Annotated in this window: 15 protein-coding genes and 1 pseudogene; 5 read left to right on the top strand and 11 right to left on the bottom strand. The window is 75.8% G+C overall.

The annotated features are described in order from the left end of the window. Positions 1 to 2: 2 nt before the first annotated feature. From AC1Q5D_RS11925 to AC1Q5D_RS11945, 5 genes are read right to left on the bottom strand one after another with little or no spacing between them, the layout of a single operon-like run. Entirely contained in the window at positions 3 to 3,047 is a 3,045-nt protein-coding gene (locus tag AC1Q5D_RS11925) for a molybdopterin-dependent oxidoreductase (protein ID WP_481738568.1), read from the bottom strand. Position 3,048: 1 nt separating this feature from the next. Further along, positions 3,049 to 4,032 carry an FAD binding domain-containing protein gene (locus AC1Q5D_RS11930; protein ID WP_481738567.1) on the bottom strand — a complete coding sequence of 328 codons (984 nt, stop codon included), beginning with the start codon at positions 4,030 to 4,032 and terminating at the stop codon, positions 3,049 to 3,051. After that, complete coding sequence (locus AC1Q5D_RS11935) at positions 4,023 to 5,432, bottom strand: XdhC family protein (protein WP_481738566.1); 1,410 nt, start codon at positions 5,430 to 5,432, stop codon at positions 4,023 to 4,025. The genes AC1Q5D_RS11930 and AC1Q5D_RS11935 overlap by 10 nt, the downstream gene beginning before the upstream one ends. Before the next feature lie 20 nt (positions 5,433 to 5,452). After that, complete coding sequence (locus AC1Q5D_RS11940; protein WP_481738694.1) at positions 5,453 to 7,006, bottom strand: NCS2 family permease; 1,554 nt, start codon at positions 7,004 to 7,006, stop codon at positions 5,453 to 5,455. A 16-nt stretch (positions 7,007 to 7,022) separates the two neighbouring features. Continuing rightward, positions 7,023 to 7,508, bottom strand: a complete 486-nt coding sequence (locus AC1Q5D_RS11945) for a nucleoside deaminase (protein WP_481738565.1) — start codon at positions 7,506 to 7,508, stop codon at positions 7,023 to 7,025. 708 nt (positions 7,509 to 8,216) lie between these two features. On the opposite strand from AC1Q5D_RS11945, the gene AC1Q5D_RS11950 reads away from it, so the two are divergent. Further along, positions 8,217 to 8,990 carry an MBL fold metallo-hydrolase gene (locus AC1Q5D_RS11950; protein WP_481738564.1) on the top strand — a complete coding sequence of 258 codons (774 nt, stop codon included), beginning with the start codon at positions 8,217 to 8,219 and terminating at the stop codon, positions 8,988 to 8,990. 49 nt (positions 8,991 to 9,039) lie between these two features. Here the strand turns inward: AC1Q5D_RS11950 and AC1Q5D_RS11955 are convergent, their stop codons facing one another. Then, entirely contained in the window at positions 9,040 to 9,852 is an 813-nt protein-coding gene (locus tag AC1Q5D_RS11955) for an alpha/beta hydrolase (RefSeq protein ID WP_481738563.1), read from the bottom strand. A gap of 190 nt (positions 9,853 to 10,042) precedes the next feature. Here AC1Q5D_RS11955 and AC1Q5D_RS11960 point away from each other — a divergent pair, with 190 nt between their 5' ends. After that, on the top strand, positions 10,043 to 11,179 hold the full coding sequence (locus AC1Q5D_RS11960) for a hypothetical protein (protein ID WP_481738562.1): 1,137 nt from the start codon (positions 10,043 to 10,045) through the stop codon (positions 11,177 to 11,179). 214 nt (positions 11,180 to 11,393) lie between these two features. Here the strand turns inward: AC1Q5D_RS11960 and AC1Q5D_RS11965 are convergent, their stop codons facing one another. Continuing rightward, the gene (locus AC1Q5D_RS11965; protein ID WP_481738561.1) at positions 11,394 to 12,674 is read right to left on the bottom strand and encodes a Glu/Leu/Phe/Val family dehydrogenase; all 1,281 of its coding nucleotides are present in this window, start codon (positions 12,672 to 12,674) and stop codon (positions 11,394 to 11,396) included. Between the two features lie 600 nt (positions 12,675 to 13,274). On the opposite strand from AC1Q5D_RS11965, the gene AC1Q5D_RS11970 reads away from it, so the two are divergent. From AC1Q5D_RS11970 to AC1Q5D_RS11980, 3 genes and pseudogenes are all read left to right on the top strand, one after another. Beyond that, entirely contained in the window at positions 13,275 to 14,651 is a 1,377-nt protein-coding gene (locus tag AC1Q5D_RS11970) for an amino acid permease (RefSeq protein WP_481738693.1), read from the top strand. Between the two features lie 223 nt (positions 14,652 to 14,874). Next, positions 14,875 to 15,210: a DUF3024 domain-containing protein gene (locus AC1Q5D_RS11975; protein ID WP_481738560.1), complete on the top strand. Its 336-nt coding sequence runs from the start codon at positions 14,875 to 14,877 to the stop codon at positions 15,208 to 15,210. A gap of 13 nt (positions 15,211 to 15,223) precedes the next feature. Continuing rightward, positions 15,224 to 15,316 (top strand): annotated as a pseudogene (locus tag AC1Q5D_RS11980) (SDR family oxidoreductase); the annotation flags it as partial. Positions 15,317 to 15,537: 221 nt separating this feature from the next. On the opposite strand, the gene AC1Q5D_RS11985 reads toward AC1Q5D_RS11980, so the two are convergent. The 4 genes from AC1Q5D_RS11985 to AC1Q5D_RS12000 are packed head-to-tail and all read right to left on the bottom strand — an operon-like array spanning position 15,538 to position 20,669. Next, the gene (locus AC1Q5D_RS11985; RefSeq protein WP_481738559.1) at positions 15,538 to 18,108 is read right to left on the bottom strand and encodes a CHAT domain-containing protein; all 2,571 of its coding nucleotides are present in this window, start codon (positions 18,106 to 18,108) and stop codon (positions 15,538 to 15,540) included. Position 18,109: 1 nt separating this feature from the next. After that, positions 18,110 to 18,583, bottom strand: a complete 474-nt coding sequence (locus AC1Q5D_RS11990; RefSeq protein WP_481738558.1) for a hypothetical protein — start codon at positions 18,581 to 18,583, stop codon at positions 18,110 to 18,112. Then, on the bottom strand, positions 18,580 to 19,173 hold the full coding sequence (locus tag AC1Q5D_RS11995; RefSeq protein WP_481738557.1) for an RNA polymerase sigma factor: 594 nt from the start codon (positions 19,171 to 19,173) through the stop codon (positions 18,580 to 18,582). The genes AC1Q5D_RS11990 and AC1Q5D_RS11995 overlap by 4 nt, the downstream gene beginning before the upstream one ends. Continuing rightward, positions 19,170 to 20,669, bottom strand: a complete 1,500-nt coding sequence (locus tag AC1Q5D_RS12000; protein WP_481738556.1) for a S8 family serine peptidase — start codon at positions 20,667 to 20,669, stop codon at positions 19,170 to 19,172. Before AC1Q5D_RS12000 ends, AC1Q5D_RS11995 begins: the two co-directional genes overlap by 4 nt. Positions 20,670 to 20,720: the final 51 nt, after the last annotated feature.

Raw genomic sequence — 20,720 nt, forward strand, 5'->3', positions numbered from 1 at the left:
CCCTAGCCCGCGGTCCGGGCGAGGCCCCCCGTCCGCTCGCCGCCCTCGCCGCCACCGCTCCGGCCGGGCACCAGCCCGGCGTCCCGCAGCGCCAGGTACACGGTGTCCCGGCGCAGGGGCAGCCGGGCGAAGCGGATCCCGGTCGCGTCACGCAGCGCGTTGGACAGGGCCGGCGCGACCGGGTTGTACGGCGACTCGCTCATCGACTTCGCGCCCATTGGCCCGAGGTCGTCGGAGGTCTTGGCGAAGTACACCTCGGAGCGCGGCACGTCCGCGAACGTGGGGATGTGGTACTGCCGCAGGATGTCGGTGACGACGGCGCCGTCCTCGCCGATCACCACCTCCTCGTACAGCGCCGCGCCCAGCGCCTGCGCGATCCCGCCCTCGATCTGGCCGCGGCACTGGCGCGGGTTGACGACGACGCCGGCGTCCGCGGCCTGCACGCTCTGCAGGATGCGCAGCTCCCCGGTCGCGCTGTTCACGGCGACGCGGAACCCGTGGACGTTGAACGCCACGGACCGCGGGGTCCCGCCCCAGCGCCCCTCGGCGCGCAGCGCGACGCCCTGCTCGCGGGCCGCCGCGGCGAGGTCGGCCCAGTTGAAGGTCCGGTCCCCGGCGCGCACCCCGCCGTCGAACAACTCGCACGCCTTGGACGTGGTCGCGGCGAGCCCGGCCGCGAAGCCGCGCAGCAGCACCGCGAGCTCCGTGGCCGCGGCGAACGTGGCCTTGCCCGCGACGACCGTGCCGGTGGAGCCGAACGCGCCGGAGTCGTGCTCGGTGAGGCGCGTGTCCGACTGGCGGATCCGCACGCGCCCGGGCGTCGTCGACAGCGCCTCGGCGGCCAGCTGCGCGTGCACGGTCGTGGTCCCGTTGCCGAACTCGGCCGTGCCGACGTCCAGGGCGAAGCCCTCCGGGCCCAGCTCGATGACGCTGTGCGCGTGGTGCCCGCGCGGCGGGATCGTGGCGATCATCGACAGCGCCGTGCCCGTTCCGGTGAGCCAGTGCGGCCCCAGCCCCGCGCCGTCCGCGCCGCGCGCCGCCCCGCGCCCGAGCGCGTCCCGCACCAGGGCGACGCACTCGTCCAGGCCGTAGGACCCGAACACGACGTCCTCCTCCGGCTCGGGGTGCAGCGAGAGCAGCGGGTCGCCGGGCCGGACCATGTTCCGGGCGCGGAAGCCCAACGGGTCCAGGCCGAGCTGCCGGGCCAGCTCGTCCAGCGCGGACTCGATCGCGAAGATCGTCTGGCTGAGCCCGTAGCCGCGGAACGCGCCGGCGGGGACGGTGTTCGTGTAGACGCTGCGGGCGTCGACGCGCTTGGCGCCGGCCGCGTAGACGGCCATGGACTCCGAGCAGCCGTGGAACATCACGCCCGGGGCGTGGTTGCCGTACGCGCCGGTGTTGGCCAGGACGTCGATCCCCAGGGCGGTGAGCGTGCCGTCCGCGGTGGCCGCGGCCGTGACGGTGACGTCGAAGGGGTGCCGGGTCGTGGACGCCGCGAATTGCTCCGACCGGGTCAGCTCGAGCTGCACCGGCCGGCCCAGGCGCAGGGCCGCGAGCGCCGCGACGTCCTCCACGAGGACCTCCTGCTTGCCGCCGAACCCGCCGCCGACGCGTCCGGCCACGACCCGCACCTTCTCCTCGGGCAGCGAGAAGACCCGGGCCAGGGCGCGGCGGACCAGGAACGGGACCTGGGTGGAGGTCCGGACGGACAGGGTCCCGTCGGGCTCGGTCCAGGCGACGGCGGCGTGCGTCTCCAGCGCGACGTGCTGCACGCGCTGGCTCGAGTACGTGCCCGTGTGGACGGCGTCCGCCGCGGCGAGCGCGGCCGCGAAGTCGCCGATCTCCGCGTGCACCTCCGCGGCCGTGTTGCGGGACGCGTCGGCGATCCGCGAGGAGTCCGGCTTGTCGCCGTGCAGCAGCGGGGCGCCCGGTTCCCGGGCGGCGGCCGGGTCGAGCACGTGGGGGAGCGGCTCCCACTCGATGGACAGGGCCCGCACGCCGGCCTCCGCGGCCGCCACCGTCTCGCCCACGACCGCCGCCACGCGCTGCCCGGCGAACCGGGCGACCCGGTCCAGGACCAGGGTGTCGTCCGGGTCGTCCGTGACGAGCTCGTGCTGTGCGGTCGAGAAGAGGACGGTCGGGGAGTCGTCCGGCGTGAGCACCGCGACGACGCCGGGGACCGCGAGCGCCGCCGACGCGTCGATCGAGGCCACGCGCGCGTGCGGGTGCGGGCTGCGGGCCAGCTTGAGGTGCAGCGGCTGCTCCGGCGGGCCGTCGGGGGTGCCGGCCAGCGCGTCGAGCGTGTAGCGCGCGGTCCCGGTGACGACGGCGGGGCCGGCCGGGGCGGGCGCATCCGTCCCGACGGCCCGGCCGGACGGCGCCGGCGGCGCGTCCGCACCGGCGGCCCGGCCAATTGGTGCCGGAGGCGCCTCAGCCCCGCCGACTCCGAGGGTTGTGGACGATTCGGAGGGCTCTAGCTTGGGTAGTCGGCCGCAGACTTCCGAGTCGGCGTCAGGGCCGGCGCCGGACCGGCCCAGGACCGCGTCCTCGATGGCGCGGTAGCCCGTGCAGCGGCAGAGGTTGCCCTTGAGGCTGCGGGGGAGGTTGGCCAACTGCCCGTCGTCGAAGGTCGAGGCCGTCATCACCATCCCGGCGGTGCAGAACCCGCACTGGAACCCCTGCGCGTCCAGGAACTGCTGCTGCATCGGGTGCAGGGGAGCGTCCGACGGCGGCGCACCGTCCCGCCGCGCACCGTCGGGCGCCGACACCGGCGCGGCCGCGGTCCCGGCACCGGGGCAGGCGGCCGTCGCGCCCGCGGTCGCGGCGAGGCCCTCGATGGTGGTGACGCGCTTGCCCTCCGCGCGGCGGGCCGGGTAGAGGCAGCTGTGGACGGGCACGCCCTCGACGTGGACCGTGCAGGCGCCGCAGTCGCCGCCGTCGCACCCCTTCTTCACGCCCACGGCGCCCTCGGCGCGCAGGTAGGTGCGCAGGCACTGGCCGGGCGCGGGGCGGCCGTGGTGCTCGGAGCCGTTGATGGTGATGCCCATGTCAGTGCGTATGCTTCCGGGGGGCGGCGGCGGGGGAACCGGGCGCATCGGGCGCGGCAGGGTCCCCGGGGCCGGCGGCCCGCGGCGCGCGCGGGGCCGCGCTGTGCGAGTCGCCGGGCGGGGTCGCGGCGTCGGCGAGGCCCGACTCCGGGTCCGCGCCCTCGAGAAGCTCGGCCCGGATCTCCTCGGCGAGCCGGTGCGTCATGTCCCGCCGCCACTCGGGGTGGCCGTGCAGGTCGCGGTGGTACAGCCCGGCGGGGACCGCGTCAGCGAGCGCCTCGGCCAGGCCGCGCGCGTCCGGGAGCGCGCCGGCGGGGAACCGCAGCTGGACCGGACGGACCGTCGAGGCGGTCACGGTCAGGACGAACGCCCCGTCGGGGTCGGCCCGGCCGATCAGCAGGACGCCCGAGCGGCCCAGGTTGCTCAGCGAGAGCCGCCGGAACGCCGTCCGGGCCGCCAGCGCGTGCGCGGGCAGGTGGACGGAGCGGATCAGCTCGCCGGGGGCCAGCGTGTTGGCGCCGTCCCCGACGACCAGCTCCGCGACCGGCTGCCGCCGGGATCCGCCGCCGGGGGCCAGGACCGTGGCCACGCCGTCGAGCCCCGCGCACAGCGACGTCACCGGCCCCGCCGGCAGGGACGTGGCGATGTTCCCGCCCACCGTGGAGAGGTTCCAGATCTTGAACGACGCCACGAACGGGTCGCAGCACGGCCGCACGAGGGCCACCGCGGGCCAGGCGGCCGCGTCGACGCCGGCGTCCCCGGGCAGCGCGTAGAGCCGGGCGATGGTGCATGTGGCCGCCAGCTCGATGCCGTCCGGGCCCACCCGCACGGGTTCCCACCCCGCCTCCGTGATGTCCAGCAGGCGCCGCAGCGTCTGGCTGCCGTAGGAGAAGAGGACGGTGCCGCCGGCCAGCCACGCGTCGCCCGGGCGCCAGGCGTCCGGGTCGGTGGTCGGGACGAGGTCCTCGACGGTGCTCAGGTCCATGCCGGGACCTCCTCGGGGTGCGGCGCCGCGGCGGGCGGCGCGGTGGCGGGAACGGTGGCCCGCACGGCGGCGGGCGCCGCGGCGGAGGAGCCGATGGGACCGGCCGGCGTGTGGATCGGTCCGGGCAGGCGCTCGAGCGGCAGCCCCGTGGCGGCCGGGCTGCGCGAGGCGACGAGCTGCGCCGCGATGGAGACCGCGACCTCGGCCGGCGTGATCGCCTGCAGGTCCAGTCCGATCGGCGAGTGCAGCCGCGCCAGCGCGTCGGGGTCCACTCCGGCGGCGAGCAGCCCGGCGACGCGCTGCTCGTGGCTGCGCCGCGAGCCCATCGCGCCCAGGTAGGCGACGTCGAGCCCCAGCGCGGACGCCAGCAGCGGGTGGTCGAACTTCGGGTCGTGGGTGAGGACGACGACGGCGGTGCGCCCGTCGACCCGCCCCGCGGCGGCCTCGCCCGCGAGGTACTCGTGGGGCCACGCGGTGGAGATCTCGTCCGCGGCGGCGAAGCGCGGCTGGTGCGTGAACGCGGCGCGGGCGTCGCAGAGGGTCGTGCGGTAGCCGAGCAGCCGGCCGATCGGCAGCAGGGCCTCGGCGAAGTCGTTGGCCCCGAAGACCAGCATCCGCGGCGGGGCGAGCCGCGACTCGACCAGCAGGGCCGGCGGCTCGGCTGGACAGGGGACCGGCCCGGCGGCGGCCCGGGTGGCCGCGGCGGGGCGGCCGCCGGCGCCGGGAAAGCCGCCCCGGTCCGCGCCCGGAGGCTCCTCCCGGGCGGCTCCCGCGGCGTGGACGACGCCGGTGCGTCCCCCGGCCGCGAGGGCCGCGACCTGGGGCTCCGCGGCCCCGGCAAGGGCCCCGGAGCCAAGGATCCGGGCGAGCCCGGCGCGCAGCCGGGCCCGGTCCAGGTGCTGCGGCGCGGGCACCAGCAGGAACCCGCTGCCGCCGGCGTCGACCGGGCGCACGAGGGCGACCGGGTCATGCGGGCCCAGCGCGGCCAGCGCCGCGAGGGTCCGCGCCCCGGGACGGCCGGCGGCGGGTGCTGCCCCGCCGTCGGCCCCCGGATCCCCGGCGGCGACGGCGGGGGAGGTCGTCCCGCCGTCGTCCGCCAGGGGCTCGATGTGCACCGCCAGCTCGCCCCCGCACGTCAGCCCGACCTCGAACGCGTCCTCCGGCGAGTACCCGAACGACTCGCGGCGCGCCGCGCCGGTCTCCAGCGCCTCCAGGGCGGAGGCGACGACGGCGCCCTCGACGCAGCCGCCGGACAGGGAACCGAGGACGGCGCCGTCGTCCCGGACCAGCATCGACGTGCCGGTGGGGCGGGGCGTGGAGCCGCTCGTGGCCGCGATGGTGGCGACGGCGCAGGCGTGCCCGTCCAGCCACCCGGCCGGGATGGATGGGAGGTTCAACATGGTGGTGCGGTCCTTTCCGGTCAGCCGCCGAGCAGGGCGGTGATCGGTTCGCGGGCGAAGTAGACGAGGAAGCCGGCGGCCACGACCCACAGCAGCGGGTGGACCTCGCGGCCCCGCCCGGCGGCCGTGTTCACGAGCGCCCAGGAGATGAAGCCGACGCCGATGCCGTTGGCGATCGAGTAGGTCAGCGGCATGGTCACCAGCGTCAGGAACGCCGGCATGCCGACGGAGAAGCGGGTGAAGTCGATCTCGCGGATCTGGGCGGCCATGAGCGTGCCGACGACGACGAGCGCCGCGGCGGCGACCTCGATCGGGACGACCGACGTCAGCGGGGTCAGGAACATGGCGCCCAGGAACAGCAGGCCCGTGACGACGGAGGCCAGGCCCGTGCGGGCGCCCTCCCCGATGCCGGCGGCCGAGTCCACGTAGACCGTGTTCGACGAGCCGGAGGTCGCGCCGCCGGCGACGGCGCCGAGGCCCTCGACGACGAACGCTGCCTTCAGCCGCGGGAACGTCCCGTCCGACTTGGCGAGCCCGGCGCCCTGGGCCAGGCCGCTCATCGTGCCCATCGCGTCGAAGAAGTTGGTGAACACGAGCGTGAACACCAGCATCGTCGCGGCCAGGGCGCCGATCCGCTCGAAGGAGCCGAACAGGTCGACCTGGCCGATGAGGGACAGGTCCGGCAGCGACACCGGCGTGCCGGTCAGCTCGGGCCGGTTCAGGTGCCAGCCCCCGGGGTTGTCCGCCGACGCGGTGCCCAGCTTCGCGAACGCCTCGACGACGACGGCGAGGACCGTGGTGGCGATGATCCCGATGAGCAGGCCGCCCTGGACCCGGCGGGCCACGAGCGAGCCCATGACGAGCAGGCCGACGACGAAGACCACGGTCGGGACGGACGTGATGGAGCCGCCGTGCCCGAGCTGGACGGGCGGACCGCCGGCCGTGCCCTGGACGAATCCGGAGTCGACGAACCCGATGAACGTGATGAACAGGCCGATGCCGACCGTGATGGCGGCCTTCAGCTCGCGGGGGATCGCCCGGAAGATCGCGGTCCGCGCCCCGGTGAGGCCGAACGCGACGATCAGCAGCCCGTTGATGACGACCAGGCCCATGGCCTCCGGCCAGGTCACGTCCCCGACGACCGAGACGGCCAGGAACGAGTTGATGCCCAGCCCGGCGGCGAGGCCGAACGGCAGGTTGGCGACGAGCCCGAACGCGATGGTCATGACGCCGGCGGTCAGCCCGGTGACGGCGCCGACCTGCGCGGCGGGCAGGAAGTTCCCGGCCACGTCCACCGGCGCGCTGTCCGGGGAGAACCCGCCGAGGATCAGCGGGTTCAGCACCACGATGTACGCCATGGTGAAGAAAGTGACGATCCCGCCGCGGACCTCCCGCGAGAGCGTGGAGCCGCGGGCGGTGATCGAAAAGTGCCGGTCCAGGAGGCCGGCGGCGGGACGGGGGCCGCCGGGTGTCCCGGCCCCGCGGCCCGCCCGCCCGCCGGTGCGGGGGTCGGGGCGCCCGGGGGCGAGCTGGCGGTTCACGGCGGCGGCGCCCTTGCGGAACGTGTCGGTGATGGCCACGGCCGGTCCCCTAGTACTCGACCCGGGTGGCCAGCTTGCCCCAGAGCTCGAACGGCTCCAGGTGGCCGGTGTCCTCGCTGTCGTCGTGGACCACCGGCATGAGGCTCCGGTCGCCGGGGTGGTCGAAGTAGTCGTAGAAGAGGGCGTCGTCGAAGCCGGCCGCGGCGGCGTCGTCGCGGTTGGCGGCGTAGACGACGCGGTCGATGCGCGCCCACAGGGCCGACGCCAGGCACATGGGGCAGGGCTCGCAGCTCGAGTAGAGGACGGCCCCGCTGAGGTCGAACGAGCCGATGCCCTGGCAGGCGGCGCGGATCGCGGTGACCTCGGCGTGGGCGGTGGGGTCGTTGTTCGCGGTGACGCGGTTGACGCCCTCGAATTCGCGGCCGTCGGCGGTGACCACTAGGGCGCCGAACGGCCCCCCGGAGTCCGCGACGTTCTTGCAGGCGATGGCGACGGCCTTGGCCAGCGGGTGCGCGGCCGGTGCGGTGTGTTCCATGGTGGCGACTTCCTGGTTCGATCGTGGAAGCCGTTCCGGGGTGCAGGGGCACAGGTTGCTCCGGACCCCGACTCGGCTCCATCGATTGCCGATGAGGTGAGTAGCGCCCGGTAGATAGCCCCCAGGGATCCTGGGTGCCCGCCATTGGCAAGCACCACGGTAGCACTCCTGTGAGGGGCGTCACAGGGGTTTGGCGGAAAAAGTTTTCCGCAGAGCGGTCGACGGCGGCGGCGCCGGCACGGGGACCAAGCGGCGGCGGACCCCAGGCGACGGCGGAGCGCGGGGCGCCGGGTGGCCGTGTGGGGAATCGATGGCAGTTGTGGGCATCGCTCTCAGTTGATGTCGGATATCGGGAATTGTTCGAAGGTATTTCGTCCAAAGGGGCCGAATCGCAAGAAGAGCTTCGAGCGATTCCGGAAAATCGGTATCAACTGAGAGCGATTCGAGCGGGGCGGCATCAAGTGCGAACGATCCCGGAAGGGGGCCGTCGGGCGAAGGGGCGGCGGGGCCGGCGGCATTGGCGCGGACCGGGGCCGTCCGGCGGGCATTGGCGCGGGCCGGAAGGTGCCGTCGCGCCGCCGTCGTCCCCCATGCCGTCGACGGCGGGGTCGCCCCCCGGCCGCCGCGCGCGCCCGTGGAGGCCGGCGGCCCCGGGCGGGCGCCCCCGCGCCCCTTTCGGCGGCCGCCGGCCTGCGGCATGCTGGGGCCATGGCCAACGTGACCCTGACGCACATCGGCGGACCCACGGCCCAGTTCACCCTCGGCGGCTGGACCTTCCTCACCGACCCGACCTTCGACCCGCCCGGCGAGTTCCCAGGCGCGGCCGGGACGCTGGTCAAGACGACCGGCCCGGCCGTCGCGCTGGACGCGCTGCCGGACACCGACGTCATCCTGCTCTCGCACGACCAGCACGCCGACAACCTGGACCGCTCCGGCCGGATGCTCGTCGAGTCGCTCGCGGCGCGCACGTTCAGCACCGTCGAGGCCGGCAAGAACGGCTCGACCGTGCACGGGCTCAAGCCGTGGGACGAGGTCACGCTGCAGGAGGAGGGCAAGGAGACCCTGACGCTGACGGCGGTCCCCGCCCTCCACGGGCCGGAGGGCGCGGAGAAGCTCGCCGGCACGGTGACGGGCTTCGTTCTGGCGGGCGTCGACCAGCCCACCGTCTACTTCAGCGGCGACAACGCGTCCGTGGACAAGGTCCGCGAGATCGCGATGCGCTTCCCGCACGTCGACGTCGCCATCCTCTGCGCCGGAGCCGCCCGCGTCGGGGCGTTCGACAACGCCGCCCTCACGCTCACGGCGGATGACACGCTCAAGGTCGCGCGGATCCTCGGCCGGCCCACGGTGGTGCCGGTCCACGCCGAGGGATGGGCGCACTTCAGCGAGGGGCACGCCGAGCTGCGGGCCGCGTTCGAGGGCACCGACGTCGAGGACCGGCTGAACATCCCGGAGTCCGGCCGGGCCGTGAACCTGGCGTAGCGCGGGCCTCCGCCGGCCCCGGCCCGCCGTGGGCCCCGCCGCCGGCCCGCTACGCCGGCTGCGGGAACAGGGTCCGGTCGATGAACGACGTGACGTCGTGCAGCACCCGTTCCTTGTCCGTCTCGTTGAAGATCTCGTGCCGCGCGCCGGGGTAGGACAGCGACTCGGTGCGCGCGCCCCGGATCTCGCCGATCCCCTCGCGGCTGGCGTCGATGGGCACCAGCCGGTCGTCCTCGCCGTGCAGGTACAGGACCGGCAGGTCGCCCAGGCTTCCGTGCCCGCGGATCCGGCGCATGCACTCGTCCAGGGCCTCGAGGGTCTCGCGCTTGAAGTCCCCGTGCCAGACCAGCTCGTCGGCCGCGTACTCCTCCCCGACGGCGGGGTCGCGGGAGAGCGTGTCCGGGTCGATCGGCGTCGCCGGGATCTCCTCGCGGGAGAGCAGCTCGTCGACCGTCGCCCAGCGGCCCACCACCGGCCCGGAGAGCACCATGGCGTCCAGTTCGTGCCCGTGCAGCTGCGCGTACCGGATGGCGATCATCCCGCCCATCGAGTGGCCGACCAGCACCAGCGGCACTTTCGGGTTCCGCTCCTGCGCGGCGAGCACGAGCTGGTGGAAGTCCTCCACGACGTCGTCGAAGTCCCGGATCAGCACGCGCTCGCCGTCGCTGTTCCCGTGCCCCGCGTGGTCCACGGCGTACACGCTGGCTCCGTGGAGGTTGAGCCGCTCGGCCACCCACGCGTAGCGGCCACTGTGCTCGCCGTAGCCGTGGCACAGGACCGCCACGTACCGCGGGGTGCGCGTCTCCCACGCCGTGACCGCGAGCCGGCCGGCGTGCCCCTGGAACGTCAAGCGTCCACCCATGCCGTGTGCTCCCTTCCTCGGTTCCCGCCGTCCCGTGGGTGGCGGCCTCCACGCGCCCATCCTAGATCCCGGCCGTCTCCCGGGGCAGGGCGCCGTCGCGCCGGCCTTGCGGCCGCTCTAGCGGCGCCGCCCTCCGGTCCCTACGGTGAGGCAGTGGCGGGGGCAGGACACGGGTGAGAGGTGGACACGGATGACGACGGCGGAGCCGGCGGTGCGGTTGGGCATCATGGCCGACCCTGGACTCCCGGAGCAGGTGGCCCAGAAAGTGGGCGCGGACCTGGCCGACTACCTGGCCGAGCACGTCAGCCCAAGGCTCACCTGGGAGGTCCAGGTCGTGCCGGGCGCCCTGCCGATGGTGTCGGACGGGACGATCCCGCTCCGCCAGCGGGCGCCTCAGGTCCTCGAATGGCACGGGTGGGACCACGTGGTGTACCTGACCGACCTGCCGCGATCCCTGGGCGGCCGGCCGCTCGTCTGCGAGGTCGACACGGACGAGCACGCGGCCATGGTGTCCATGCCTTCCTTCGGGGCCTGGGGGATCCACACCCGCACGCGGCGGCTGCTGGCCACCGTCGTGGGCTGGCTGCAGCGTGGCGCCCAGGTCGTGCGGGCGCCCACCCGGGAGGGCGGAGCCCCCACCGGCACGGCGGTGCACTCGGGGGGGCCGGGGGACACGGCCGCCTACCTCGTCCTCACCGGACCGCTGAGCAGGATCCGGCTGCTGGCCGGCATGGTCCGCGGCAACCAGCCGGGCAGGCTGCTGCCCGCGCTCTCGACGTCTATGGCGACCGCCGTGGCCTCCGGGGCGTTCGGTATCTTCTACACGTCGATCTGGAACATGTCCGATGCGTTGCCGCTGCGGCGTTTCGTCCTGGTCAGCATCGTCGTGATCCTGGGCCTGACGGCCTGGCTGATCGCGCACAACGGCCTCTGGGCCCGGGGCCACGCGCGGGGCACCGCCGTCGGACCGCGCCTGGACAACCTGTCGACCTTCGCCACCGTGGCCGTTGGCGTCTTGCTGATGTACGCGGTCCTGTACGTGGTGCTCTTCGTCGCGGCGGTGGCGGTGGTGGACGCGGACTACCTCGCCGCCCAGCTCCGCCACCCCGTGGGCTTCGGGGACTACGCCACGCTGACGTGGCTGGCCGCGTCGCTGGGCACGGCCGCGGGGGCGCTCGGTTCCAACTTCGACAGCGACTCGGCCATCCGCGCGGCGACCTACAGCCGGCGGGAGCAGCAGCGGCGCGAGCTCGAGGAGCAGCGCGAGGAGCGGCAGCGCCGCGAGGAGGAACTGCAGGAGCGGGAGCGGCAGAGGCCGGAGGATTGACCCGGCCGCGCGGGGCCACGGCGCGCCGTGCACCGGGCCGGGCGGGGCACGGAGCGTCGGGCACAGGACCGCGCGGGGACGGCTGGGACACATCGGGGTCCGCTGCCCGGCGTGTCGCCCGGCGTGTCCGGTCGAAATAGCCGTGCGGAAGGGCTGAAGTGTCCCAGGCGTCCCGGGCCCCGGCGTCGTTGCCTGGCTCCCCGGCCGGTTGGGGTTAGGGGTAGAGGCCGCGGGTGAGGTGCGCCTCCGCCACGCGCTCGACGGCGGTGACCGTCGCCGCCTCGCGCAGCGACAGCCCCCGGGCGGAGGCGACCTCGAGCAGGCGGTCCCACGCCGTGAGCATCCGCCGCCGCAGCCGGTCGTCCACCTCGGAGGCGCTCCACCAGTACGCCTGGTTGGACTGCACCCACTCGAAGTAGGAGACGAGCACGCCGCCGGCGTTGGCCAGGATGTCCGGGACCACCAGGACGCCGCGCTCGGCGAGGACCGCGTCGGCCGCGCCGGTCGTCGGTCCGTTGGCGCCCTCGACGACGAGCCGGGCCCGGACGCGGCCGGCGTTGCCCTCGTGCAGCACGCCCTCGACGGCCGCGGGGACCAGCAGGTCGACGTCGAGCTCCAGCACTTCGTCGGCCGGCAGCGGGTCGCCGCCCGCGAAGCCGACGACGGAGCCGGTGGCCTCGACGTGGGCCCGCAGCGCCGGCACGTCCAGGCCGCCCGCGGCGTGGACCGCCCCGTACTGGTCCGCGACGGCGACCACCCGCACCCCGGCCTCGGCCAGGAACAGGGCCGTGCCGGCCCCGACCTTGCCGAAGCCCTGGACGGCCGCCGTCGTCGAGGCCGGGGCCAGGCCGAGGTGCTTCAGCCCGGCCAGGGCGATGTGGACGACGCCGGCCGATGTCGCCGAGGCCCGGCCTTCGGAGCCGCCGAGCGCCACCGGCTTCCCGGTGACGACGCCTGGGACGGTGTGGCCGGAGGACACGGAGTAGGTGTCCATCATCCACGCCATGGTGCGCTCGTCCGTGCCGATGTCCGGGGCGGGGATGTCCTTCTCGGGGCCGATGATCGGCAGGATCTCCGACGTGTAGCGGCGGGTGACGCGCTCCAGCTCGGCCTGCGAGTAGCGGCGCGGGTCGATCCGGACGCCGCCCTTGGCCCCGCCGTACGGGACGCCGAGCAGCGCGCACTTCCACGTCATCCACATGGCCAGTGCCCGGACCTCGTCGAGGTCGACGAACGGGGAGAAGCGCAGGCCGCCCTTGGCCGGCCCGCGGGAGAAGTTGTGCTGGACCCGGTGTCCGGTGAGGACCTCGACGGATCCGTCGTCGCGCCGCAGCGGGACGCTCACCGTCAGCTCGCGGCGGGGGCGGGCGAGCAGCTCGTGCATCCCCTGGTCGTAGCCGAGGGCGGCGATGGCCGCCGCCAGCTGGGCCTGGGCGTTCTCGAGGGGCCGGGAGCGGCGCTCCACGGCCTCCTGGGCTTCCACGATCGTCGTCATTGACTTCGCTTTCCTCCGCTGGTTGCCTTCCCCGCAACGGCGGGGCGGACCATCACCGTAGGCCGCCAGCGCGGTCGGACGGGAAGGCCTCGTCCCACTTCTGTCTGGAATATCAGACGGAGTGAGGGCGCCGTCAGCGGATGTCCGGCGGCCGCTGTGGTGCCACTACCGGCCCGGATCCCCGTCGTTACGGGGGATGGCCGCCCTCCTGGCCTTGGGGGGCCGGCGACGACGGTCCAATGTCTCTAATCCCGGACGCTATCTGCCGGGCTGGCCCCCAGAGGGGCCCTCCGTGCGCTTGTCTGGAGTGCGACGTAAGCCCGATCACAGCAGCGCCGTTCGGCCGGCCCCACGGGGCCCCGGCCCGGGCCTGCTCGGGGCCCCGCCCGGCCCCTGCCCGGGCCCCCGTTCGACCACCGGCCGACCCCCTGGCCGACCCACAGGAGAGTCCACATGAACACCCGACAGTCCCAGCTGCCCTCCCGGGCGGCCGCGCCCGGCGGCACCTCCGCCGGAGCCCCGTCCGCGGGAGCGCGGCCCACGGGTTCCCCGTCCCCCGGAGGCCCCGCCGGAGGCGGCGCCCTCCGCCGCGGGCTCAGCATGCGCCACATCCAGTTCATCGCGCTCGGCTCCGCCATCGGCACGGGCCTGTTCTACGGTTCGGCCACGGCCATCCAGAAGGCCGGCCCCGCCGTAATCCTCGCCTACGTGGTCGCCGGCGCCGCCGTGTTCATGGTCATGCGGGCCCTCGGCGAGATGGCGGTGCGGCACCCCGTCCCCGGCTCGTTCGGCCAGTACGCGGCCCGCTACCTGGGCCCGTTCGCCGGCTTCGTCACCGGCTGGACGTTCGTGTTCGAGATGGTCGTCGTCGCCATCGCCGACGTCACCGCGTTCGGCGTCTACATGGGCTTCTGGTTCCCGGACACGCCGCGCTGGATCTGGGTGGTCGCCGTGATCCTCTTCATCGCCGGAATCAACACCCGGCACGTGAAGGTCTTCGGCGAGCTCGAGTTCTGGCTGACCATCGTCAAGGTTGGCGCGATCCTGGCCATGATCGGCGGCGGCATCGCCCTGATGGTGGTCGGCGTGTCCTTCGAGCCGGGCACCGCGGTCGGTCCGCAGAACCTGTCCGGCCACGGCGGCTTCCTGCCCAACGGCGTCGACGGGCTCCTGGCGGCCCTCGCCGTCGTCGTGTTCGCCTTCGGCGGCATCGAGACCATCGGCATCACCGCCGGCGAGGCCGACGACCCCCGGCGCTCCATCCCGCGCGCCGTGAACGCCGTGCCGTGGCGGATCCTGCTCTTCTACGTGGGCACCATGGCCGTGATCATGTCGCTCGTGCCGTGGGACCGGATCACCGGCGACGCCAGCCCCTTCGTGCAGATCTTCTCCGCGCTCGGCGTGCCCGCGGCCCCGGCCATCCTCAACGTCGTCGTCATCTCGGCCGCGATCTCCGCGATCAACGCGGACACGTTCGGCGCCGGCCGCATGCTCTTCGGCCTCGCCCAGCAGGGCCAGGCCCCGAGGGCGTTCGCGCACGTCTCGAACAAGGGCGTGCCGTGGCTGACGGTGCTCGTGATGTGCGGCGCGCTCGCCGTCGGCGCCGTGCTCAACGCCGTGATCCCGGAGAACGTCTTCCTGGTCATCGCCTCCATCGCGACGTTCGCGACCGTCTGGGTGTGGCTGATGATCCTGCTCTCCCACATCTCCATGCGCCGCGAGATCGCCCGCGAGGGCCGGCCGGAGTCGGAGTTCCGGGTGCCCCTGTGGCCGGTGGCCTCGTGGGCCGCCGTCGGGTTCGTGGTCCTCGTGATCGTGCTCCTGGGCTGGTTCCCGGACTCGCGCGTGGCCATGGTCGTCGGCGTCGTGTGGCTCGCGCTGCTCGCGCTCGGGTACCGCTTCGGCGTCCGCGGCGGCGGCCGCAGCCGCCCCGACCTGGACGACCACACCAAGCCGCTGCCCACGGCGCTCCATTAGCGGACGGCCTTGCCGGCCTCGGACCCGGGGTCGAGCACCGGCAAGGAGCTAGTCCGGGGACGCCAGCGCACAGTTGCCCACTTCTCGCCGAGGAGACGGGCCGAAGCTGCGTTATGTGCACGAATTCGGCTCGTGAACATTGGTACTTGGGCAGTTCCGTTCGGACGCAGGCCGATTCGAGTACTTCTTCACGCCGGGGCGAACGCGTGGCACGCTGGGGGCCATGGCGATTCCGGTGGACGACGGGTTGCGGATCGGGCTCTGGTGCAAGGCGCAGACGCCCGAGGAGTCGTGCGGCGTGATGCGCATCGAATGCGAGATCGCGGACCGCCACGTCACGGTGTTCGATGCCCGTGCGCCCTGGGACGGCTCCGACGGGCTGTGGTCCCGGACGCCCGTCGCCCGCCTGCGCTACACAGGAACCACGGGCCTGTGGTCCCTCTACTGGTGCGACAGCGCCGGCCGCTTCCACGAGTACCGGTCGCGCAAGCCGGCCAAGCGCGTGCAGACTCTGCTGGACCACCTCGCACACAGCGGCGACCCGATCTTCTGGGGGTAGCCGCCGACGCTAGGTCGCGCGGCTGGTGGCCTTCCTGCTCTCCGACGACGCGTCCTTCATGACGGGCGGCTACTACCTGGTCGACGGCGGCTACACCGCGGTGTGACAGAGGGGGACCCGGCGCCCTCCCCCCAGATGGCGCCGGGTCCCGGCATGGGCGGCCCCGTCCGCCCCCGTCGACCACGATCCCCCCGGTCGTTCGGTCGTCGTACCCCTCAAGAGCGTCGAGGGGCGTTCCTGATACACCCGGGCGAAAAAGTTTTCTCCGGCCCGCCCCGGCCCGCCTCGGACGGTGCCGCGGGGCGACGCGGGAGCCCCCCCCGGCCGTCAGGAGGACGCCGGCCGCGCCGCGCGCCACCCCGAGCCGAACCAGGTGAAGCTGCGGTCCAGCAGCCCCTCCGCGGCGGCCGCGAGCGCGGCCGGCCCGTCCTCTCCCGCGGCGAGCCCGCGGTGCATGGCGGCCATGGTCCGGCAGGCGACGGCGTCGGGCACGTCCGTCAGGGGCGCGACGACGGCGCCCACGCCGAGCGCGAGCAGGCTCGCGGTCAGACCCAGGGCCTCGTCGCCCGGCCGCAGCCGGCCGCGCCCCGCGCCGCAGGCGGAGAGCACCACCAGCGACGCGCGCAGCGGCACGTGCTCCAGCTCGTGGGCGAAGAGGGACCCGCCGTGCAGCCGCAGCGAGGAGAACAGCGGGCTGTCCTCGCGGTGCCGCCCGTGCGCGGCGATGTGGACGACGTCGTAGCCGGCCAGCGCCTCCCGCACGGCCGCCGGCTCGGACGGGACCCGGTCCGCCGCCGACCAACTGGCCGCCACGGCGTCGCACTCCCGCCCGGCCAGGGCGAGCCCCGGGCCGGCCGCGACCGCCAGCCGCGGGGCCCGGGCCAGCAGGACGGCGCCGGCGCCCCACGCCCCGACCGACCGGGCCTGCGTCAGCGGCACGCCCCGCAGGCGCGGCAGCATGCCCCACGGCAGCCGGGCCAGGGCCCCGCTCGGGACGACGACCACGGGGCCGTCGCCGAGCGAGGCCGGCAGCAGCATCCGGTCCAGGGCCGCGAGGGACTCCTCCAGCGACGCGCGGACGGCCGCGCCGAGGGGCCCGGGCGGCGCGTGGGCCGCCGCGGACGCGTCGGCGGTGGTGCGGGCCACCAGGTCGCCGACCTCCTCCCGGCCGGCCAGCCGCAGCAGGGCGGCGGGCTGGCCCGGCTCCACGTCCACCAGGCGAAGGCGTCCGCCGGACCAGAAGTAGCTCAGGACGCGCGCGCCCCCAAGCCGCGCGCGCGAGGCGTGCCCGCGCCGCCCGACCGGCGCCGCCGCCCGCCGCGCCCACAGGCCCTCCCGCAGTTCCCGCTCGATCCGGCCGGTCTCGGCCCGCAGCCCGGGGGCCGCGTCCGGCCCGGCGGCGCGCAGCTCCTCGTGGCGCCGGCGCAGCGTGGACCACCGCTCGGCCAGCGACGGGTCCGCGGGCGGGACGACCGACGGCACGCTGTCCAGCGCGGCCCGCCACCGCTCGGTGGCCCGCAGCGCCGCCCACGCGGAGGACGCGGCCGCCCGCTCGAGGTCCATGGCGAGGACCGGGGCCAGGTGGACGGCGACGGCCGTGCGCAGGTCCAGGCTCGCCATGCCGCCCCGGGCCGCGGAGAGCTCGTCCGCCGCGGCCCGGACCAGTCGGCCGCGGGCCGCGGCATCGGGCGCCAGCTGCAGTTGGGCCAGGATGGCCAGGGCCCGCGTGGCCAGCAGCGGCGCCCGGCGCATCCGCCGCAGCCGCCGGGCGGTGTCCGCCGACTCGGCCGCGCCCGGCTTCCCGGCCCGGGCCGCCGCGACGACCAGCAGGGCCGCCGCCCGGTCCGCGAGCCAGGGGTTGGACGCGTCCCGCGCCGCCGCGGCGAGGTCCGCCGCCTCCGCCAGCGCCGCCGCGGCGAGGTCCGCCGCCTCCGCCAGCGCGTCGGTGGCGGGGCCCGCAGCCGGGCCGGGCCACCCGGACCCCAGCAGCCGCGCCTCCAGCGCGACGGCCCGCGCCTCCAGCTCCCGGGCCCGCTCGCCCCGGGCCGCCGCCTCAGCGGCCACCTCGCCGGCGACGCGCAGCGCCTCCGCGCCCCGGCCCGCCAGGGCGGCGCAGCGCGCCCGGTCCAGCCGCGCCTCGCCGTGCTCCTGCGCCAGGCCGCCCGCGCGCAGCTCCGCGGCGGCCCGGTCGAGCAGCCCCTCAGCGTCCTCGAGCAGCCCGGCCTCCATGAGGACGCGGGCGCGGTCGTGGCGCGCGACCGCCCGGTCGACGTCGGCGTCCATCCCGTCCGCCTCGGCCATGGTCCCCAGCGCCGCCGGCAGCTCGCCGCGCAGGAACTCCACGTACCCGAGGTTGTGCAGCGCCATGAACCGGTACTCGGGCAGGTCCTCCGCCAGCCCGGCCGCGGCGCGCAGGTCCCCGGCCGCCTCGTCCAGCGCCCCGGCCCGGGACCCGATCGTCCCCTTGTTCAGCAGCAGCCGCACCCGGTCGTCCAGGGGCAGGGCCGCGGAGCGCTCGACGGCGGGGCGCAGCCGGGCCAGCGCCTCGTCGACGCTGCCCGCCCGGGCCAGCAGCACCCCGGCCTGTACGTGGGCCAGGGCCTCGATGGCGTCGAGCCCCGCCGCGGCGGCCTCCGCCAGCGCGGCGTCGATCTCCGCGAGCGCGGCGGGCAGCCCGTCGGCGTCGCACGTCAGCCAGGAGCCGGTGAGCCGGAGGCGCAGGCCCAGCTCCTGCCCGGCCGCGCCGGGCTGCCCGTCGAGGTGGCGCCGGGCCTCCTCCAACCGCGCGCGGGCCTCGGGGAGGCGGTACTGCGCGACGGCGGCGCGCGCCGCCTGGTACGCCTCCTCGGCGGCGGCCAGCGCCGCGGTCGGGGCGCCGGGCAGCGCGTCGGGCGCCACGTCAGAGCTCGATGACCGGCGTCTTGACGGGCCGGACGCCGGGCTCGGGCGGGCGCAGCAGGAAGCTGGCGGGGCCGCGCGGCACGGACCGCCAGACCAGCCGGCCGTGGGCGTCGGAGGTCTGCCAGCGGGTCCCGGCCGCGCAGACCAGCGCGACGTCGATCCCGCCGCCGGTGACCCACGCGTCGATGCGGCGGGAGCCGTCGTCCTCCTCGCCGGGACGGATCATCAGCTGCAGGGAGGAGCTCGTGAACGTGACGGTGTCCGTGGTGCCCGCCTCGGTGGCGGCGCGCAGCGCCGGCTCCCCGGCCTCCAGCAGCGTCGCCGCCTCCGCGTCCAGCGCGGCGAGGGACACGGCGAACAGGACGTCGTCGTCGAGCGTGGGCGGGGGCGGGTCGACGGCGTCGTACAGGCCGGCGAGGGCGGCCAGGAGGGCCGTGTCGGCCGCGTCCAGCGGCTGGTCGTGCTCGTTCATGGCGTGCTCCAGGCGGGGTCGGCGGCGAGTGACTTGCGCAGGGCGGCCAGGCAGCGGCCGCGGGTCGGCCCGATCGAGCCGACCGGGATCCCGAGGGACTCCGACAGGGCCGAGTAGTCGGGCGGGCCGCCGCGGCTGACCACGCGCAGTAGGGCCTGGCAGCGCGCGCTGAGCCGGGCCACGTGCGACCACAGGGCCCGCTGGGCCTCGTCGCGCAGCAGCTCCTCGGCCGGCCCGGGCCCGGGGTCGCGCGGCTCCGGGACGCCGCCGTCGTCCTCCTCCGGCCCGCCCCACGGCAGGGCGCGGCGGCCGTCGCCGCGCACCCGCCACGCCTCCCGCCGGACCGTGGTGCCCAGCCACGCGAGTACCGTGCGCGGGTCGCGGAGGTCCGCGGCCTTGGCGACGAGGCGCAGCCACGCGGTCTGCACGACGTCCTCGGCGTCGCCGCGGTCCAGCCCGCACGCCCGGGCCACGTGCCACAGGGTCGGGTTGAGCAGGCGGACCAGGGGCTCGATCGCCGCCTCCTCGCCGCCGCGGAACCGGCCGAACAGCTCGGCGGCCTCCTCCACGAGGCCGGCCCGGGCGCTCACGGCCGGCTCCAGCCGAGCTCGGCCTGCAGCGCCGCCCAGGCCCGGTCGAGCCGGGCGGCCAGGTCGGGCGCCGGGGCGCCGACGAGGCGCCGGGCCAGCTGGGCGGCGAGGACGGGGGCGGCGAAGGAGGTGCCGCTCCAGACCCCGAAGCCCCCGGCGAACCCGTCGGGGTCCAGCGTGGCCCGCTTCGCGTCCCCGTGGGAGAGCGTCGCGGACATCTGCAGGTCCCCGCGCCGGTCCACCGGCATCGTGGAGACGACGGCGGCGCCCGCGCGCTGGCAGCTGACCCAGGGACCGGCGTTGCTGAAGTAGGCCACCGTGCCGTCCGGGTTCAGCGCCCCCACGCTGGCCACGGGCAGCGCCCCGGCCTCGGGTGCGTCGGCCGCGAACCCGGCCGGGTACATGGGCGCCGTCGTGGCGTTGTTCCCGGCGGCGGCGACGACGAGGACGCCCAGCCGCCCCAGGTCCCGCAGCGCCACCCGCAGCGGGTCGTCCGCGGGCGGTCCCGCGGGGTCCTCGTGGTAGTAGCCCAGGGACAGGCTCAGGACGTCGACCAGGCGGTCCGCGTCGCCGGCGGCCAGCGCGTCCAGCTGGCGGGAGCGCAGGGACTGGAGCGTGGCGAGCAGGCAGGACTCGGCGACGACGCCGTCGTCCGTCATGACCCGGATGCCGAGGAGCCGGGCCTCCGGGCACGCCTGCCGGACAATCCCCGCGACGAACGTGCCGTGCCCGGCGAAGGGCGGCAGCGTCCCGTCCAGCGGGTTCCGGTCCGGTTCGCGCACCGCGCACCCGGGAACGTCCCCGTCGCAGCCGAGCACGGCCTCGGGCCGGCCGGAGCCGTCGTCGACCGAGGTGGCGATCCGGGCGGGGTCCCGGAACCAGGGGTGGTCCTCGATCCCGGTGTCCGGCACGACGACCACGGGGGCGCCGTGCGGGGCGGGGAGCCCGCCGGCCGGGTCCGGCAGCACCAGCGAGACCGGGGTCCGTCCGCCGGAGCCCGGCCTGCCGTAGCTGGTCACCGGGGCGCCGACGCCGGCGTAGTACGGCACGCCCGCGTAGTACGGGACCCCGGCGTAGTAGGGGGCGCAGACCAGGACGTGGTCGAGCGACACCCCGGCCCCCGCCCCCTGCGCGCGCAGCTTGCGCAGCAGGCGCAGGGCGTCGACGTCGTCGGGGTCGTCCGCGGTCAGATCGAGGCGGGAGACCGGCGGCGCCGGCAGGGCGCCGCGGCCGGGCGGGCCGGCGTCGGGCCCGTCCCCGCCGCGCGGCGGGACGCCGAGGGGGTGGACGGTGACGCCGAGCCCGAGCTCTCGGGCGACGTTCGCGACATGGTCCGGGACGCGGGCCGCGTCCGCGGTGGCCGGCGTGGCCACCAGCAGCGAGTCCGCGACGTAGGCGGTGGCCCGGCCCCCGGGCGGGACGGCGATCCGGACGTTCCAAGCCGCGGCGACGCGAGGGTCCAGATTCGGGTGCGGGTTGCCAGCGTGCTCGGTCATCATCGTCCTCCCCAGGGTGCGGTTCTCCTGGGAGCTAGGAGCCCCCCGGCA

The organism is Arthrobacter paludis, from assembly GCF_056782315.1.